We start from the raw sequence: 17,378 nt of genomic DNA on the forward strand, positions 1-17,378 counted from the left end.
GATTTGAAATTACCGATTGGTAGCCAAATACTCTTTCCAATCATCCAGGGTGTCAATATCTGTTTCTCCTTCTGGAAATGGAAGCGTGAAAAGTTCGGATTGGATTTGCTTTAAGAGGAACAAAGCCCCGCGCTCATCGGGCAATTCTTCTAGCTGTGACTGCCAGCTTTTAGGAAACCAAACCGGCACTCCAAAGTTATCTGGATCGTATTGGGATGCGACTGGAGCCTGACACTTTTCTCCCTCCTGAATCAATTGATCGATAATCTTAGTTCTCAGATGCGGCTGATCACAAACTGAAATCAACACGCCTCCCCAATCTGAGATCTCTTTATCGATGCATTTGACTCCAGCCTTGATAGAACTGCCCATGCCCTTTTGCCATTGATCGTTCTGTATGATGTGCAATTGGTCTTTCCATTGATCCAGCATTTGATCATGTTCTCCTGCATTGGAGCCTAACACTACTACTATATCATCGGCCAGACTATCCATAGCCACCTGTACGGTATGTTGTAGTAAGTTGGCCTCATCCGAAAGAGGCAACATCTGCTTGGGTTGACCCAGGCGTGAAGAATTACCAGCAGCTAATATCAGTATTACCTGCTTAGGCATTTTTCGCGGGACGTACAGATTTGTGGATATACACCTGTTTGAACACCTCTCCTGATTTGGGATCTTTGTGATGGATCGGGCCTGTTTTATATTTCAGGAATCCAGAAGATCTACCGCTGAACTTGGCCTTGATCTCGGCCAGGATAGACAAGGCGATTTCTTCCGGGGTGTCCGCTCCTATGTCTATACCGATGGGATAGTGCACACGATGCGTTGTATCTTCATTCCACTCCACTCCTTTCTCTATCAGCTCAGCTTTGATCTTGTCTCCCTTCTTTTTCGGACCCAAAAGACCAATGTAGCGTATATCTGTATCCAGTAGTTGCTGCATGACTTCCATATCGTAGTAGTAATTGTGAGAGATCAATACTGCTGCCGAATAAGGCTTGGGTGCGGCATGATCGCTGACCTTGCTGCGATGACAACTGGTCAGCTGCGCTTCGGGAAAATTGACTGGAATCAAGTGGGCTGCACACTCGTCTATCACATTCACTTCCCATCCCAATCCCTTGGCCATGGCCACCAGAGGTTGTGCATCATAGCCCCCTCCAAATACCATCAGATGAATCGGAGGCTCGATCACTTCAAGGAATACTTTATAGCGACCAATAGTGTTTTCTACTGTCTGGATACCGGACCTGCGATGTTCAATGGATTGATGAAGGAGTTGCTGTATTTCTTTCTCTATATCAGTGAGTTGAGATTTTTTTGTCAGATTAGAAAACACCCATTTGTTCGCTACTTGCACCTGCTTGTTTTCTGATTCATAGACCGTAGCTAGTGCATCTATATCTTCCTGCTCATATAGCTTGAGCATGAAAGCCATCGGGTCGTTTTGCTCCTCGATAGGCTCTAGCAAGACATGAATGATCCCATTGCAGCCCAGGCTTACACCTAAGGTGGGATTTTCATCATCCATGGTATCATAGGTGACCATACGCGGCACTCCAGTCTGCATGACTTCACGAGCCTTGCGTAGGGCGTCTCCCTCCAGGCAGCCCCCGCTGATGCTGCCATACCATCGGCCATCATCGGTGATATACATACGCGCCCCGGGACTTCTGTACGAAGACCCCGTAACGCTGATCACAGTTGCTAAAGCAGCCTTGCGCTGACTGAAATCAGTGGCCTGATAGGCATGCACGATTTTCTTCAATTCATTCATCAGGACACCAGGAAGGGTTGATCATAGTATCTTTTGCCGGTAGCCTGGTAGAGTGCATTGGCCAATGCGCCGATCACTGGCGGTAATGGCGGCTCTCCCAAACCAGTCGGGTCGATGTTGTTCTCTACGAAGAATGTCTCTATCTCGAGCGGAGCTTGCTCCTGTCTGATCAATTGATAATTGTGGAAGTTGCTTTGGTCGGGCTTTCCGTCCTTGAAGGTCATTTGACTGAACATCGCATGACCCAATCCATCCACGATTCCACCTTCCATCATATTGACGGCACCTTCTCGGTTCACCACGATTCCACAATCTACGGCACACCAAACTTTCTTCACTCTCCATTCTCCATCCAATTCAGCGAGATCCACTACTTGCGCCACATAGGAGTTGTGGCAGTAGTAGGCAGCCATGCCTCGCTTGATGCCTGGGGTTTCAACTCCCCAATTGGATCTTTCCTTCACCAGCTTGATCACACCTGCATATCGCTCTGCATCATAGTCATTTTTCTCTCCCACAGGATTAGCCATGGCTTTGTCGAAAAGCTCTAACCTAAAGTCTATCGGGTCTTTTCCTACTTTCTCGGCCACCTCATCCAAAAATGCTTGTTCTGCCCCAGCAATAAAATTGGACCTTGGGGCTCTCCAGGCGGCTGTTGTGATGTTAGAATCTACTTTTACCTCGGTCGCTTTGTAATGTGCGAGGGTGCCAGCTGGATATCTGTTGGCGAACAATGGCGGATCATCCACTCCTGCAGCTTTCACTTCAAATGCCGTCATGTTCTTATCCGCATCCAAAGCAGCTCGATACTTCACTCGATAGGCGGGTCGGTAGGCTCCTTGTGTCATGTCGTCTTCTCGGGTATAGATCAGCTTGATAGGTGCCTTCATCAGTTGCGAGATCACAGCGGCTTCATTGGCAAAGTTGCCATAGAGTCGGCGGCCAAATCCCCCACCCATACGGGTCATCTTGATGTCGATTTGTTCGTGGCTCATACCCAGGAGGCTGGCCAGAGAATGCTCCAGATATTCTGGCGTTTGGATCGGACCCACTAGCTCAGCTTTGGTGTCGGTCACATGAGCGAAGAAGTTCATGGGCTCCATCGTGTTGTGTGCCAGGAAGGGAGCCGTAAAGCTGCTTTCAATAATTTCATCAGCTTCAGCAAAGGCCTTGTCTGGATCTCCATCCACACGAGCGACATTGCCCTGATCGCTCTCGACGGCTTTTTTCAGTCTCTCGATATGATCAGCGGTGCTTTCCAGGGCAGTATCTACCTCCCACTCGACTTTAACTGCTTTTTTGGCTTTCAACACTTGCCAGGTAGTATCACCAACTACCGCTATCAATTCCCTAAAGGCACTGAGGTCGGACCATTGAGGCTCGTCTGGCCAGGTATTCACAGTGATTACATCTTTGATTCCCGGCATGGCCTTGGCCTCTGTGGCATCAAAGGATTTGATTTTCATCCCAAAGGCGGGCGCATGTATGATCATGGCGATCAACATCCCTTCTCTTTGGTAATCCAGTCCAAACAAAGGCTGACCTGTCACGATCTTTTGACCATCGACATTCTTGACTTTGGTACCAATCAGTTTAAAATCTTTGTTGTCCTTCAACTCGACTTCTTCCGGTACTTCCATAGTAGCTGCCAAGGAGGCGACTTCACCATAGCTTAGCGATTTGCCACTGGCCTGATGAGAAATAACTCCCTGGCTCACTGTCAATTCACTCACCGGGACGGATAGCTTTTGAGCGGCGGCTTCCATGAGCATGCGCTTGCCCGTAGCTCCAGCCATACGCAGGGCCTTCCATCCATGTCGGATCGACTGACTACCTCCTGCTATTTGTCTTTGGAAAATATCGGTATTCAAAGGCGCCTGTTCGACGACCACATTTTTCCAATCCACGTCGAGCTCCTCTGCTACGATCAGCGGCATGGAGGTTTTTACATTTTGTCCAATCTCTGGATTGGGAGAGAAAATGGTGACCAGTCCGGTATCACCAATTTTGATGAACCCATTGATCTCAAACCATTCGTTTGGGATGGAGGCTATCCCTGATTCGCCGGCTGGCATGCAGCCATTTAACCAACTGAATCCGAGGAGTAATCCCCCTCCTGCTGCGCCACTCACTTTAAGAAATGACCGGCGGTTGTATTTTGTTTTGATAAGTGTCATGTGAAGTAATGCTTTAGGTGAATCAGGCGCTTTGTGCTGCTTGTTTGATGGCTTCCTTGATGCGTAAGTAAGTGCCGCATCGACAGATGTTGCCATTCATGGAGGCTTCTATTTGTTCGTCTGTCGGGTTGGGGATTTTACGAAGCAGAGAGGCTGCATTCATGATCTGACCTGCCTGACAATAGCCGCACTGGGGCACGTCGACCTCCTGCCATGCTAGCTGCAAAGGGTGATCTCCTTTTTCGGACAGTCCCTCTATCGTAGTGATGGCTTGTCCCTCTACGGATGAGATAGGCATGCTACAAGAGCGGACGGCAGTATCGCCTAACAAGACGGTGCAGGCACCGCACATGGCCATACCACAGCCAAATTTGGTTCCTACGAGTTGCAAATGATCGCGCAGCACCCAGAGTATCGGGGTGTCTTCTGCTACATCGACCTTAAATTCCTGATTGTTAACCTTTAGGGTGTATTGGGCCATGATATTAGTTATGTGTTGAAGTTTAGCAGTTTCAATATAATAAGAATATTGTCAATCTGATTAGTCTACGAATGGGCAAATCTGCTAATGGCCGAAGACCGACAGACGACAATTTACCCTTGCTTAAATCAACTTTACTATTGATGAAAGGTCGGTTTTTTGGGTCGAATATGTGTTTATCCCTATTGTCCGCACCACGGATTAAGGGGATTGATGGATGGCACGGATGCTGGGATATATAAGTGGGGTGAATAAAGCATGGTACCTTATGAGACATGTGCATGTAACTAATCCACCTTAGCCCTCGATGCGTCGAACCGCTTTCCGAAAGGGGGAATTAATCCTGCATAGGATTGTTGTATCTAAAGCGGTTACTATGCTACATTCAGTAACGTAATTCGAAATGCAGTTCAATTAATAAAACCTACCTAGTCTTCTACTAAAGACCGATTATTGGATTCCCCCTTTTCATAAAGGGGGCTAGGGGGATTTGTACGTAGCTACAAACCTGCTAGTAAGTATGTGCCTCGCCTAGTTATACCGATCCCAAAAAGTCCGTGCAATCCTAAAATCTGTATCATCCGTGTTTCCAAGTAAGAAAGAAGGCCGCCCCATCGTGTAGTGAAGCGGCTTTTCTCCTTTCATTCTTTTCATCCATCCTACATATAGTCTTTTGGGTCTACAGGTTTCCCGTCTTTACGAACTTCATAATGGAGATGAAATGCTGTTGACCTTCCGGTGGTTCCTACATATCCGATTACATCTCCACGTTGCACCTGATCCCCTTGCTCTACAGCAAAACCACTTAAATGCGCGTACCTCGTTTCAAATCCACCGCCATGATCAATTACCACAAGTCTCCCATAACCACCTTCTTGAAATTCAATTTTGCTTGCCACCCCATTGGCTGTCACTATTACCTTGGTTCCTTTCTTTGCACTAAAGTCTAAGCCGCCATGAAATTGTCTAACCTTATCTATAGGGTGTATTCGCATACCATAACCAGAAGGTGGGAAGTCATAATCCCCATCCTTGATAGGCGAGATACTAGGGATATCTTCATCTGATTTTTCTGACACTGAAAACGGAATGTTCATCATTTCTAGCTCAGGAAAACCTTCAGTAAGATATTCAGGTCCTGAGAATGGAAAGTTCATCTCTGTAAATTCATTCGCTAACTTCTCTGGGGCCGAAAAGGACATGGTCATCGTCACCAAAACCGGAATAATCAGTAAATAGTTCAATAGCTGCCATTTGGTACTCTTATCTTTAGAAATCATCTTGATACGTTTTTTCATTGTTAAACCATTAAAATAATTGTAGATCCCTATTCTTCTGTGTGAATCAATGAGCTGGTTGAGCATCAATTGCAAGTACTTGGATTTTTTAATGTCCCTTTGCAAAATAGCTGCATCCACCTGATATTCATGTACAGTTTTAAGGTCTCTCCGAAAGAGGTAGACAAATGGGTTGAACCATAGTACTGAAGCAAATAACTCTGTAGAAATTAAATCCAATGTATGCCAGGCCTTCCCGTGCCATTTTTCATGGTCGATGATCAGACGATCAATGGTATTCTTACTGTCGGCAGGTATGAAAATCCACTTGAAATAAGAAAAAACCAAGCGCCCCTTGTATTGAATGATAGTAAATGCACCATCTGTTTGGACAGAGGACTGTTGCTTGATTTTAAACACTTTCAATAGGTTAAAAGTAAATTTGATCAAACTAACTATCACCCCCAAAACATAGACAAGTGCCAGCAAACTATTCCAATCCGAATGGGACTGCTCGATTGCCTCGATAGGCTGGATTCTGTCATCAATCGACCCAAAATCCTCAAACAATACTGGTATCGTTTCAGTGGGCAAGGTATAACTGGATGTTAATTCTATATCTATCAAAGGTATGATCAGAGACACAGGTATCATAGCCAACAAATACACTCGGTTGATATGATGAAATGAAGACCTACTGAGTAATAGATGATAAAACGAGTAAAGAACAATAAATACTCCGCTTACCTTAAGCAGGTAAAATATAGTATCAGTTACCATCATCTTTCAAATTTTTGATCTTCGTTTCTATTAACTGTCTCATTTGCTCTAATTCGGTAATACTTAACTCTTTGTCGTCAGTAAAAAACGAGGCGAATTTGCTTACAGAGCCATTAAAGAAGTTATTAACCACTCCTTTGAAATGGACTCTGAAATAATCGCCTTTGGACACCAATGGATAGTACTGATTGGTTTTCCCAAAAGTCTCATAGCCGATAAATTTCTTCTTCGTCAAAACCCTTACAACAGTTTGCACGGTTGTATAGGCAGGTCTTGGCTCGGGAAACTTCTCCACTATATCTTTAAGAAAAGCCTTTTCAAGCTCCCATAGATACTGCATTACCTGTTCTTCCGCCTTTGTCAACTCTTTCATTTCAATACGTATTTAAATTCGTAGCTACGCCCAACCCTCCAAAAACCCATTATTGTGCACGATAACCGGTCTTCATCAGTTTGAACGTCACAAACATATGACTATAAATATAATTATACAACTATTTATATAGTCGTGTGACTAGATATGTAATTATAGGGCTGATGAAATGCATAAGAAGCTCCCCTATTGTCCGCACCACCATTGTCTGCATCACGGATTAGAAGGATTGATGGATTGCACGGATGGGGAATCGACCACAGAAAATCTGCGCAATCATGAAATCAGTATCATCCGTGTTTCTCCAATGTAACGTTTTGGCAAAACATTGCCTACTTGAGACCTGAGCTTATTTTGCTTGTTGGATATCATATCCCCATCTTCTCAGTTCCTCGATTATTATCTCACCTTCTTCTGTTTCTATTTGCTTGCCAATCATTTTCTTTTTTCGGCCATATTTGAAGTATACATGGACATCCGAAAAACCAAACATTGCAGTTCCAGTGGCCCCATAACTACCAGAAGTGTCAACTAGTTCCACATTTGAAATTTTATCCTTCTTGTATCGAGAAGAGTGTTTAAAGATTTTAACTCTCTTGGTGATCTTTATTGAGTTGTCTTTAATCTCTACTTCTTCGTCTCCAATCGCTGCCCAATAAAAGTTGAAAAAATTGTAATAGAAACCCCAGAAAAAAAGAGCAAAGATCGGAAGAAAGAACATATTAAAATTCCCCATGATTATCCTTTCAATAGTTTGATATACCCCACGTAGAAACCCTAGAAGCATCAATGTTAGGAAAATAGCGATTCCATAAGATTTAAAATCAGGGGTAATAAAAAGAGTTGATGAATGAGATGTTCGTTCTATGTGAAGATTCATTGTATTGATAAAAATGCTACCTAACCGAGTAAAATCCTAATACTTGTTTTATAACCTATATTCATGATTAAAATTCTCTCTCTCGAAAATGCTGCGGGAAGCAGGCTGCTAAGCTGCTCGGAAACCAAACTAAAACATCCTGCCGAAACTTCCCAGCTGCTAGGTGCGATTCGTTTCATTTTGTGGCTGGCTGCTTGCCCCTATTTTCCTCAAAAGGGACTTCCCGAAGGTTCTTAGGATAGTGGGAATCAGGATGGCGAGTAGCAAAAGAGTGAATTTGGTGATGGTGATATAACCTAGCATACCGGCTAACGTTTCGTTTTTGGCAGGAAATGTATCGAGTAGATGGTAGATGCTGTAGTTTTCGATCATATCCATGACGAACCATATCATGGGAATAAGCAGTAGAGTGATTCGAAATTGCCTCGAGATGGGCCCTCGTTTCGTGACGTAAAGGGACAATAGGATAAGAAATGCAAGCAGGGTAATGGGGAAGAAAACATCAATGGTATAAGTGAATTCCTTGTAGATAGCCATTCCGTATAGAGGAAACGAGGCGATACGGCTATATACTTCTTCACTTGAGAAGGAAGGAGCCTTGTCAAATATCTCTAAATCGTTTAGTGCAGTACTGACTGCTTTGGATGACCTGGGTATTTCGAAAAAGTGAGTTCCCACGAAAGCGGCCATAAAGATGAGAAATGAACCAAAAAGCGTAGATCCCTTTGGAAATAGGCCGTCTGGCTTCTGATGGCTTTTAGTAGATCTCTCGGCATTAGAACTGAGCAAAGTACCCACCAGGAGTCCTAGAGAGAATACAATGGGGATATAAAGTAGGTGTGCGGATGTCATGGATAGTAGTATTTTTGTCCATGCAAATCTTAGTTTTTAATCTTTCGAAATTCTTGGTGAATACCAACATTTCAGATTCTAATGCTGTTAAATAGCTTGCTGAAGTTAGTGGCGTCAATTCCTAAATACGAGGCAATATACTTGTGAGGCACTTTTTGAAGAAGGTGCGGGCTTCTTTGGCAGAATGCAGTGAATCGCTCTTCTATAGACATGGATCGAAACTCAATGTGTAGGTTAAGCAAGCGCACCAATAGCTTCTCATTGATCCGACGAAAAAGGGTCTCAATGTTCGGAAACTGGGCATAAAGGAGCTGCAGATCTTCAAAGCTCAGGCAATCCACCTCACTTGCGGTCACACTGGTAAAACCATACCTGGACGGGACTTGCTCAGAAAACGAATCCGGAATCGCACATAAATTGGGCGGATAAGTAAAGGCAATCACATGCTTTTTATCGTGTTGATCATAATGACACATCTGAACCCCGCTCCTGATTAAAAAGAGCTGTTTTTGCACTTGTCCGGGCCTGATGAGGCTCTCATTTCTCTTTAGGGTTTTGGATTTAATCTTTTCTTGAATGGCATTAAACTCCTCCTGACTGATGGGATGAAATCGGTTTAAAAATTCATGACGATCCGCTGTACTAAAGGATTCAGTTCGATTGGTCTGCATTCGTTTTTTCGCTTTCGATGATCGAGTTTATAAAATCGTTTACATGTAATTCTTTCAGCTCTGCATAGCGCTTCTTGTCTTGATGGGCCTGTTCGGCTAATTCATATTTCATGTTTTGGTATTTCAATCGAGCCCAATCATTTTTTCTCATAAAATCACGGGACAAAATGTGTCTCTCCAGGGCCTGGCTGTCCATAGGGCATACATACAGATGATGCACGATAGCATCTAAAACCTCGTGAGTCAGTTGGCCTGTACGTTTAAAAACCTCGCGCTGTTCGATTCCCTGGTTGCCATTGTGATAATACCCGATTTCAATCAACCCCGCTTTAATTTTCTCAAATTCCCATTCTTCCCTGTAGACAATATCAATGTCGATGATGTCTTTCGCATCCAGATTGGCCACAGAGGTACTCCCTACGTGTTCTATTTGACAATCAAGTCCCTCTAGGCCTTTTTCAATTTCCCCTTTTAGTTTCACGAAGTGGACAGTCCAGTCAGGCGTGTATTTTTTTATTAGCATGGGTATTTCACTTTCCTTTATTGATGATGGTTATAACTGACTGTTAAAAGCGAATGCTGTATTCCAAATTCGCAATAAAGCTTCTTGTCAGTCCGTCTGGTCGGGCTTCTCTCACGATAAATGGCATGCCTAAATTGAGTTGGATGCTATTCTTACTATTAATTTCATAATCTATGTAAGCATTGCCATTGAGTGTAAGTCCCTGAGATCCGACTATTTCTTCTGTTACATTGTTTTCATCTGTGTACTTGTCGTTAGTCAGATGATAGATGGGCAAAATACTTGGTGTCAATTTGAGTTTCGAGGTGATATGGATGGGATAGGAAACACGGAGTAAAACATCCCCAGCCCTTTCAAATTGATTGGTGGACTGAAAAGATCGTAGATCAGAATCAATTGGATAATCTGAAGCCATAAATTGATTGGCATTTTGAGTCAACGGTTGTTGAAGGGCTACAACCCATTGTATTTTCTTGATTTCATAACTAACTCCGAATATAAGATCAAAAGTCCCCAAACTCGCCTGATAGTCCATCGGTAGCGGGAGGTTGTTCAGTTGTTCATTTGCGTCAGACAAAGGGATTTTACTACCCAGCGTTAGATTGATTCTGTCGTTGACTTTAAAGTTGGCATTGACAAAAATGTCCGACAGTCCGAATGTAGAAATGCCATTTCCATTTTGAGCAAGTGTTGTCAATTTAATATCAAGTCCCCATTTCTTATTTAATTGTCTATTGTACTCAAGATAAGTACCATAGGCAGAAATAGAGTGGTCTGCATTCCCCAAAAATGCGCCTACTTTTAATCGATTGTTGACCACTTTAGCACTGTCGTCACTATTAGGTTTGAAGCTGTTGATGGTACAAAACCCCGCGTCACTACAACCCTGTCCGAATAAATGGTGAGTACCTAAAGCGAAAAAAGCTATGGCTACTAAAAAGGATTTCAATTTTGTCATATCTCGTTGGTTATAGTCGAGTTCAATAATAGCCACCACCCAGATAAGGCACTGTGCGCTCCGAGCTTTCTACAATCCGATAAATTTAGGTGATCTGCCGCTGTATTCAAATTGTTCAGATGGCTCAGTTTTTATATAGAGGTGTGGCTATATAGCGGTAATCAATACCGACTTAAATATTCTGATTTGATAAGGTAACAATACCAATCAATTAAAATGAAATCATCTCATCTTCTACCAATGACTGATTATTCAATTCCCCCTTTTGGAAGCGGTTCGACGCATCGAGGGTTAGTGGGATTTGTACATGGCTAGAAGCCAGACTTTGACTTATAGATAGGTTTCAATCGGCTGTTTACAATTGTCAGATTCACGGATTGAAGGGACTGAAGTAATTTCATGGATGGTGGGATTTAAGCTGGTTGGGTAAAACACTTGAGGTAGAAATAGTTTTTTAGTGATGTGTGCGTGATTAATCCCCCTGCCCCCCTTTAATAAAGTGGGAATATAACTTGCAAAGTATTGTTGTATCTTCAGCGGTTACTCTACTACATTCGGTAGCTGTGATTTGAAATAGAATTCAGTCAATTGAACTCATCTAGTCTTCTACCAAAGTATGAATATTCGATTCCGCCTTTCGGAAAGCCGTTCGATGCATCCAGGGCTAGGGGATTTGTACGGAGCTACCAACCCGCTAGCTCACATTGCCAAGCCTGCCTATACCGATCCAAAAAATCAGTGAAATCATGAAATCCGTTCCATCCGTGTTTCCCACTATATTTTCTATCAACAAAAAGCGCCCAAACCTATCAGGCCCGGGCGCTTTTTAGTGAGTTAATGAGAAACTGAGTTACTCAGTTAATAGGTTTGGCTTCTTCCCAATCCTTCCCTTCCTAATAACCAATTAACCCAATAACTTATTAACTATTAACCAATTAACTCAATCCCTACTGTTCGTAGTAAAATCTTTCGTGAACGATCTGGCCGTTTTCCCATTTCTGAACGCCCACTTGCTCCATCTGTACTCTGTTGCCATCCTGGAAAGTCAAATCCATTACCGTCTCATGAATCACTACTCCTGCTTCTTCGTCTGATGTGATTGCCTTCACCTCCAAGCCATGGAATTCTTTCACCATACTCAAAAACTCTTCTTCGTGCTTTCTAACTTCAGCCTTTCCTTCCCAGGTTCCTCTTGGCTCAGTGATTACGATGCTCTCTCCGTAGTACTTATCAAATGCTTCAAGCAATTGACCTTGTCCTATCATGTTGTAGATGTCTACTGTTTTTTCTCTTAATGTCATGGTTTCTTGTATTTATGTGTTGGTACATATAAACTGATATTGTAAATATATGTTGCAACAAATTTCAATTATTTAAGAAAAAAATAAGCCCGGTACAAGTCAAGTGACCTGGACCGGGCTATAACTATAAGAGCATCTGTGTTTTAACTATTCTTTCACCACTCTAAAATTTTTCCAATTTCCATTTTGATGGACTCTCAGGAGATAAACCCCAGGTTTCAATGAACTTCCGATTTGCATTTCATTCATGATGGAGGTGTTCAAATAGGTCAATTGCTTGCCCGACATATCGGTCAATTCAATGGCCGAAACACTTTTAGGATCTTTGATCTGTAAATGAAAACCATTCCTGGACGGATTAGGATAAACAGCAAAGTCCAAATCCGACTGTCCTTGATCAGCAAGCATTCTCGCTCCATTTTGTTTCACGATCTCAAAATGACCCCATGATACTGAAGATACATAGTGAATGAAATACTTGCCCTGAATTTTGGAAGGGAGACTATTCGACCAGGTGTTGGTGTAGTCCACTCCATTGATCTCGAGTTGATCCAGACTCCAGGAATTGATATAGCCCACATTGCCAGAGACCTCCCAGCAATACTCCCCTGCTCCATCATAGCTAAATGGCATACTGATCGCTGTAGGGTTATCACAAGGATCTCCCCCACCCGTCGGGATTTCTGAAAAGTTTGCTACTACGGATGTATTCGCATTGATAGTGAAAGAAAGCGGGTTGGCTGAACCCGAAATATCTCCACTCCATCCATCAAATTGCCAGCCTGAATCAGCTGTTGCCGTTAGACTAATGGTACTGCCTTCATCAAAAACAGAACCAGCAGGATTTACTGCTATAGAACCATTGCCTGAAGTACCGGTCGTCAAAGTATATTGAACTACCGGATCAGGGTCACTTCCCCCTTCGTAGGGAGACAGATAACTACCATCGATTACAGATTGAGAAATGCCTGGGCCTGACCAAGCCACAGCGAGGTTGTCTCCACCGCTGCCTTCTTTGTGCAGCACTTCGATATAGTATTTCGCTCCAGCTACCAGATTGACCGTTGCTACTTGCGAACTGTACTTGTCCCACTGCTGCGGGCTGGTCCATCCATCTACCGATGCGATCAATGAAGCATTCGCAGCATTATCATCAGTACTTAAATACAATTCCGTATTGTCATCTCCCGATACCCAGAAAGTATAGCTACCGCTAGTAGGTGCATGTACATAGCCTCTGACTCTTGTACCATAGTTGTCAGCCCAATTCGTTGGCGCCTCGAAACTGGTCATTTGAGTGCTTCCACTTGGACTACTGGGATAATTGCTATTTCCCGTCAAGGCAGATATTGACGAGCCACTGATACCCGTCCAATATTCTCTTAAGATACTGCCCGTACCCGATCCTCCTGTGTTCTCTTCTACAAAAACTGCTGTGATGTTTTTGTCGCTGTTCATGCTGACGGTCGCCGGATTGGTATTGCCACTCAAATCCCCAGTCCACCCACTGAAGACCCAACCTGCATCAGGACTAGCCGTCAGCGTAACTGTACCGCCTGATGGATAAGTCCCTGATGAAGGTGATACACTACCCGATCCGCTGGTGGTCACTGATAGGTTATAATCTGTCGGTCCCGGATCTGTACCTACTCCGGCCATCAAGGCATCGATGGCACCCTGGTCCACTACCGCTCCACTACTTCTATCAAATAGCGCAAAACCCATGTCTCCATTGTGACCATTGTCCCAATAGACCGAAAGTATCCCTCTTTGTTTCGCTGCATTGACGATGTACTCGAGATAGTACTCTCTAGCTGCTATGTGATCGGTATAGGCAGTTCCTGATAGTGAGGTTCGCTTCACTACACCAAACTCACCAATCACTACTGGCACACCTTGATCTACCCATTTGGTCTTCACCTGATTGAACAAATCATCTGTGTAGGCTTCCTGACCCCATGTGCAGACATCTCCACCTGCAAAAGGAGCACCCCAGGTAGTACATGCCTGACCATTGTTGGTATTGAGTGTGAAATCGTAAGGATCGTAATGGTGGATCTCCACAAATAGGCGATCCGAAGCTGAATCATTTGGGAGGGAAAAGTAATCCAAACCAAACCAGGCATTGGTATTATAGGTCTGTACGATCAGCACCCTGCTGGCATTGTTGCCACCAGTAGCACGCACGGCATTCACAAAAGTCTGGTTGAAAGATTCTTGTACTTCGATGTTTTCAGCTGTTGGGATGCTATAGTTCTCCCTTACCTCATTGGTTCCGGCAAAGAGCAAATGCTCGTCATAGCTATTGAAATAATTCGCTATTTGCGTCCAATAGGCGTCTTGCTTCACATTGATGGCAGCCTGCATGGAATAGATGGGATGCTCCTCTAACCAGCCACCGTCCCAGTGACTGTTCAGTATCACATACATATCATTGGCATAGCAGTAATCGACCACCTCCTTGACACGGGCTAACCAGGCGGGATCAATTTCATAGGTGCTCTGGTTGGCATAGCTGTCCCAGGCACATGGGATACGAACGGTGTTGAATCCGGCGGCTTTTACTGCATCGATCAGTTGTTGGGTGGTGGCAGGGTTTCCCCAACCTGTTTCATTGCCGGGTACTTCCAGGGAGTTACCGATGTTCCAGCCGATGGTCATTTGGCTGGCAAGCTCTGTGGCTGTCGGGCCTTGAGCTTTGGTGTCGAAATGTAGCCCTAGAGCTACGAGCATAGCAAGTATGCTACTCCGCAAAACGGAGCTTAGTTTTAGTCGTTTCATAATTATGCTTATTAGTTATAAAAATTCAATACAAGCTAGAAAACAAGAGCCGGATACTGGGGTGAGATTGGTTAACAATTGGGTGGTTAAATGTTTGATAGTGAACGGATAGAACAATCAAAGAACAGCACTATCCAAATAGGTTTTTTATCAAAATTCTACTCTCATTTCTTATAATGAGTGTTATAAACAACTGTTTGACCTTTCTGTTCACACTTGTATGTTTAATAAATGACATCATCATTGATTCTTCTTTGGTATTTGAGTAAATTAAGTACTTGACCCAAACATCGAACATCATGTCTACCTCTACCCTCTCAAAACTACTCGTAGTAATGGTGTTGCTGTCTGCCTGTCAGGCACCCAAGCAACAGGAAAGTTTTCAACTAGGCCAGCTCAATCATCAGTTCAAAATCAATAAGAGTGCGCAGGAACCTTTCGAAAGAGGATTGTTGTTGCTTCATAGTTTTGAATATGATGATGCGCGAGAGGCCTTTATCGAAGCACGCACCAACGACCCATCAGAACTGATGGCCTATTGGGGTGAAGCCATGTCTCATTACAAGGCCCTTTGGGGATTACAAAATGAAGATTCAGGCAAAGCAGTCATCCAGCGAGCAGGGATGACTCAGGATAACCGATATAAGTTAGCCAGTGGACCTTTAGAGCTGGACTTCTGGAAGGGAATTGAAATACTCTATGGTGAGGGGAGTTTAGACGCCAGAAATCAAGCCTATGCAGATCACATGGCGGATTTGTATGAGCGTTATCCGGACAATCAAGAGGTGGCGGCCTTTTATGCGCTGGCACTGATGTGGACCGAATCTGATGGCAGAACCCAGGAAGCATCAGGTTTGTCCGCCCAGATTGCCAAAGGTATTCTGGAGGAAAATCCTTTACATCCCGGTGCCTTGCACTACCTGATTCATGCCAATGATGATCCAGACTATGCGGCGCTTTCCATCGCAGCTGCCAATGAATATGCCGATGTAGCACCAGATGCGACCCATGCTTTACATATGCCCTCACACATCTATCTGGCCATGGGTATGTGGAATGAAATGGTTCATTCGAATGAAAATTCTTATGCGGCCAGTGTGAACCGTATGGAACGTAAAGGCCTGGGCGATGAAGCCAGAGGCTACCACAGCTATGCCTGGCTACACTATGGCTATTTGCAACAAGGCCGGTTCGACAAGGCAGAGAAGTTGCTCCGAGACATGCATCATTATGTAAACAGCGTGCCAGTGAGGTACACCAGACGCTATCTGATCAGTATGCAAAATGCCCAGTTGGTAGAATCAGGTCAATGGATAGAGGGGCTGGAACCTATGATTGTAAACATTGAGGATCTGAGCTTAACCAGTCAGGCGGGGCAACTTTTCTTTCAATCCATGCTGGCCTACGAAAAGGGAGATTCGATCTCCATAGCCGCCCATACTGATTCATTAGAAAACAAAATAGCAGCCGCAGAACTTATCGTAATTGAGAAGACCATAAGTGTATGTGGTACCGGACCTACCAGATATGCACCAGACAAATCAGACATCCTGCGTGCACAAGTGATGGTCAATCAAATGAATGCCTTTATCAGCATCTTGGCCAAGGATACAGAACTTACGGAGCTTTATCTGATGGCAGCTACTAACCTGGAGGAAGAGGCAGAATATTCTTACGGCCCTCCAGACATCCCCTATCCATCTTTCGAACAATATGGAGAGTGGTTGCTGACTCAAGATCGACCTAAGGAGGCTTTAGAAATGTTTGAAAAAAGCCTGGCAGTGGCAAAAAATAGAACCAGAGCCCTGGATGGAAAGATCAATGCACTCAATTTGCTCGGACAACCTGCTGCGATTGATTCTGTAAGGATGATCATAAAGGAGTTTTGGGTTGGAATCGACAGTACTGATGTGACGATATAAAAAAAGCACTCTACTATCTGGGATAGAAGAGTGCTAAACTATTGGATAACTCCTATTACGCTATATACAGTTCCGTCTGAACTGGTTTCTTATTTAGTTTTAGATGACTTGTTGTTTTTAACCAACACACTGTTTTCATGTGTATCATTCATCCAAACTTTATGATTTTTGGCTGCAGGTCCTTTCAACGCAGGTCTATCAGATATGACAGCTACCTCTGAGAAAATCTCCTGATTTTCAGTTGACCAAACCTTGCTGTTTTTAGCAGCAGGTCCTTGCAGTTTATTCACTTCAGACTTCATTACTATAGTCTGCTCTGTTTTTGTTTCATTATTCCAGGGCTTATGATTTTTAGCAGCAGGTCCTTTGAGAACCATTGTTCCCTTGCGCCTGAGCGAATATGGCTGCTGTAGAAAATGCAATTGCGATGATGACCGTTTTCATAACTATTTATATTTCGTGTTAGACATTTGATTAACTCTTCAGTACAATTTTACGAGGATTAATAGCCGAGATTTGTATAAGAAAAATGGTAATTTTTAGTGTAGGTTTTTCAGGATAATAGGCATCCGTATTTATACAGAGGTCAAGACTGAACATAAAAAAAGCACTCTGCTACAGT

Annotated in this window: 15 protein-coding genes; 1 reads left to right on the top strand and 14 read right to left on the bottom strand. The window is 43.7% G+C overall.

Translation table 11 applies throughout. The features are described 5' to 3' along the window. Positions 1-9 precede the first annotated feature (9 nt). The 13 genes from N7U62_RS05010 to N7U62_RS05070 form a co-directional block, all read right to left on the bottom strand. Positions 10-615, bottom strand: coding sequence for a nucleotidyltransferase family protein (locus tag N7U62_RS05010; RefSeq protein WP_264136797.1), 606 nt, complete (start codon positions 613-615; stop codon positions 10-12). Continuing rightward, positions 608-1,780 carry an XdhC family protein gene (locus N7U62_RS05015; protein ID WP_264136798.1) on the bottom strand — a complete coding sequence of 391 codons (1,173 nt, stop codon included), beginning with the start codon at positions 1,778-1,780 and terminating at the stop codon, positions 608-610. Before N7U62_RS05015 ends, N7U62_RS05010 begins: the two co-directional genes overlap by 8 nt. After that, positions 1,780-3,957 (bottom strand): xanthine dehydrogenase family protein molybdopterin-binding subunit, encoded by a 2,178-nt coding sequence (locus N7U62_RS05020; protein WP_264140414.1) that lies wholly within the window; start codon positions 3,955-3,957, stop codon positions 1,780-1,782. Before N7U62_RS05020 ends, N7U62_RS05015 begins: the two co-directional genes overlap by 1 nt. Before the next feature lie 22 nt (positions 3,958-3,979). Continuing rightward, entirely contained in the window at positions 3,980-4,438 is a 459-nt protein-coding gene (locus N7U62_RS05025; RefSeq protein ID WP_264136799.1) for a (2Fe-2S)-binding protein, read from the bottom strand. A 659-nt stretch (positions 4,439-5,097) separates the two neighbouring features. Next, the gene (locus tag N7U62_RS05030) at positions 5,098-6,498 is read right to left on the bottom strand and encodes a peptidoglycan DD-metalloendopeptidase family protein (protein WP_264136800.1); all 1,401 of its coding nucleotides are present in this window, start codon (positions 6,496-6,498) and stop codon (positions 5,098-5,100) included. Further along, positions 6,485-6,868 (bottom strand): BlaI/MecI/CopY family transcriptional regulator, encoded by a 384-nt coding sequence (locus N7U62_RS05035; protein WP_264136801.1) that lies wholly within the window; start codon positions 6,866-6,868, stop codon positions 6,485-6,487. Before N7U62_RS05035 ends, N7U62_RS05030 begins: the two co-directional genes overlap by 14 nt. Before the next feature lie 349 nt (positions 6,869-7,217). Beyond that, a complete protein-coding gene (locus N7U62_RS05040) occupies positions 7,218-7,604 on the bottom strand; it encodes a hypothetical protein (RefSeq protein WP_264136802.1) in 387 nt (128 codons plus the stop codon). Positions 7,605-7,907: 303 nt separating this feature from the next. Further along, a complete protein-coding gene (locus N7U62_RS05045) occupies positions 7,908-8,600 on the bottom strand; it encodes a hypothetical protein (RefSeq protein WP_264136803.1) in 693 nt (230 codons plus the stop codon). A gap of 71 nt (positions 8,601-8,671) precedes the next feature. Next, positions 8,672-9,271 (bottom strand): Crp/Fnr family transcriptional regulator, encoded by a 600-nt coding sequence (locus tag N7U62_RS05050; RefSeq protein ID WP_264136804.1) that lies wholly within the window; start codon positions 9,269-9,271, stop codon positions 8,672-8,674. After that, on the bottom strand, positions 9,252-9,794 hold the full coding sequence (locus tag N7U62_RS05055; protein WP_264136805.1) for a GrpB family protein: 543 nt from the start codon (positions 9,792-9,794) through the stop codon (positions 9,252-9,254). Before N7U62_RS05055 ends, N7U62_RS05050 begins: the two co-directional genes overlap by 20 nt. Positions 9,795-9,837: 43 nt before the next feature. After that, the gene (locus N7U62_RS05060) at positions 9,838-10,752 is read right to left on the bottom strand and encodes a hypothetical protein (RefSeq protein ID WP_264136806.1); all 915 of its coding nucleotides are present in this window, start codon (positions 10,750-10,752) and stop codon (positions 9,838-9,840) included. Positions 10,753-11,699: 947 nt separating this feature from the next. Further along, the gene (locus tag N7U62_RS05065; protein ID WP_264136807.1) at positions 11,700-12,053 is read right to left on the bottom strand and encodes a nuclear transport factor 2 family protein; all 354 of its coding nucleotides are present in this window, start codon (positions 12,051-12,053) and stop codon (positions 11,700-11,702) included. Positions 12,054-12,200: 147 nt separating this feature from the next. Continuing rightward, positions 12,201-14,834 carry a cellulase family glycosylhydrolase gene (locus tag N7U62_RS05070; protein ID WP_264136808.1) on the bottom strand — a complete coding sequence of 878 codons (2,634 nt, stop codon included), beginning with the start codon at positions 14,832-14,834 and terminating at the stop codon, positions 12,201-12,203. 299 nt (positions 14,835-15,133) lie between these two features. Between N7U62_RS05070 and N7U62_RS05075 the strand changes: the two genes are divergently transcribed. Then, positions 15,134-16,756, top strand: a complete 1,623-nt coding sequence (locus N7U62_RS05075) for a tetratricopeptide repeat protein (protein ID WP_264136809.1) — start codon at positions 15,134-15,136, stop codon at positions 16,754-16,756. Between the two features lie 89 nt (positions 16,757-16,845). Here the strand turns inward: N7U62_RS05075 and N7U62_RS05080 are convergent, their stop codons facing one another. Next, the gene (locus tag N7U62_RS05080) at positions 16,846-17,133 is read right to left on the bottom strand and encodes a hypothetical protein (protein ID WP_264136810.1); all 288 of its coding nucleotides are present in this window, start codon (positions 17,131-17,133) and stop codon (positions 16,846-16,848) included. Positions 17,134-17,378: the final 245 nt, after the last annotated feature.

It is taken from the genome of Reichenbachiella ulvae, assembly GCF_025833875.1.
Taxonomy (GTDB): Bacteria; Bacteroidota; Bacteroidia; order Cytophagales; family Cyclobacteriaceae; genus Reichenbachiella; species Reichenbachiella ulvae.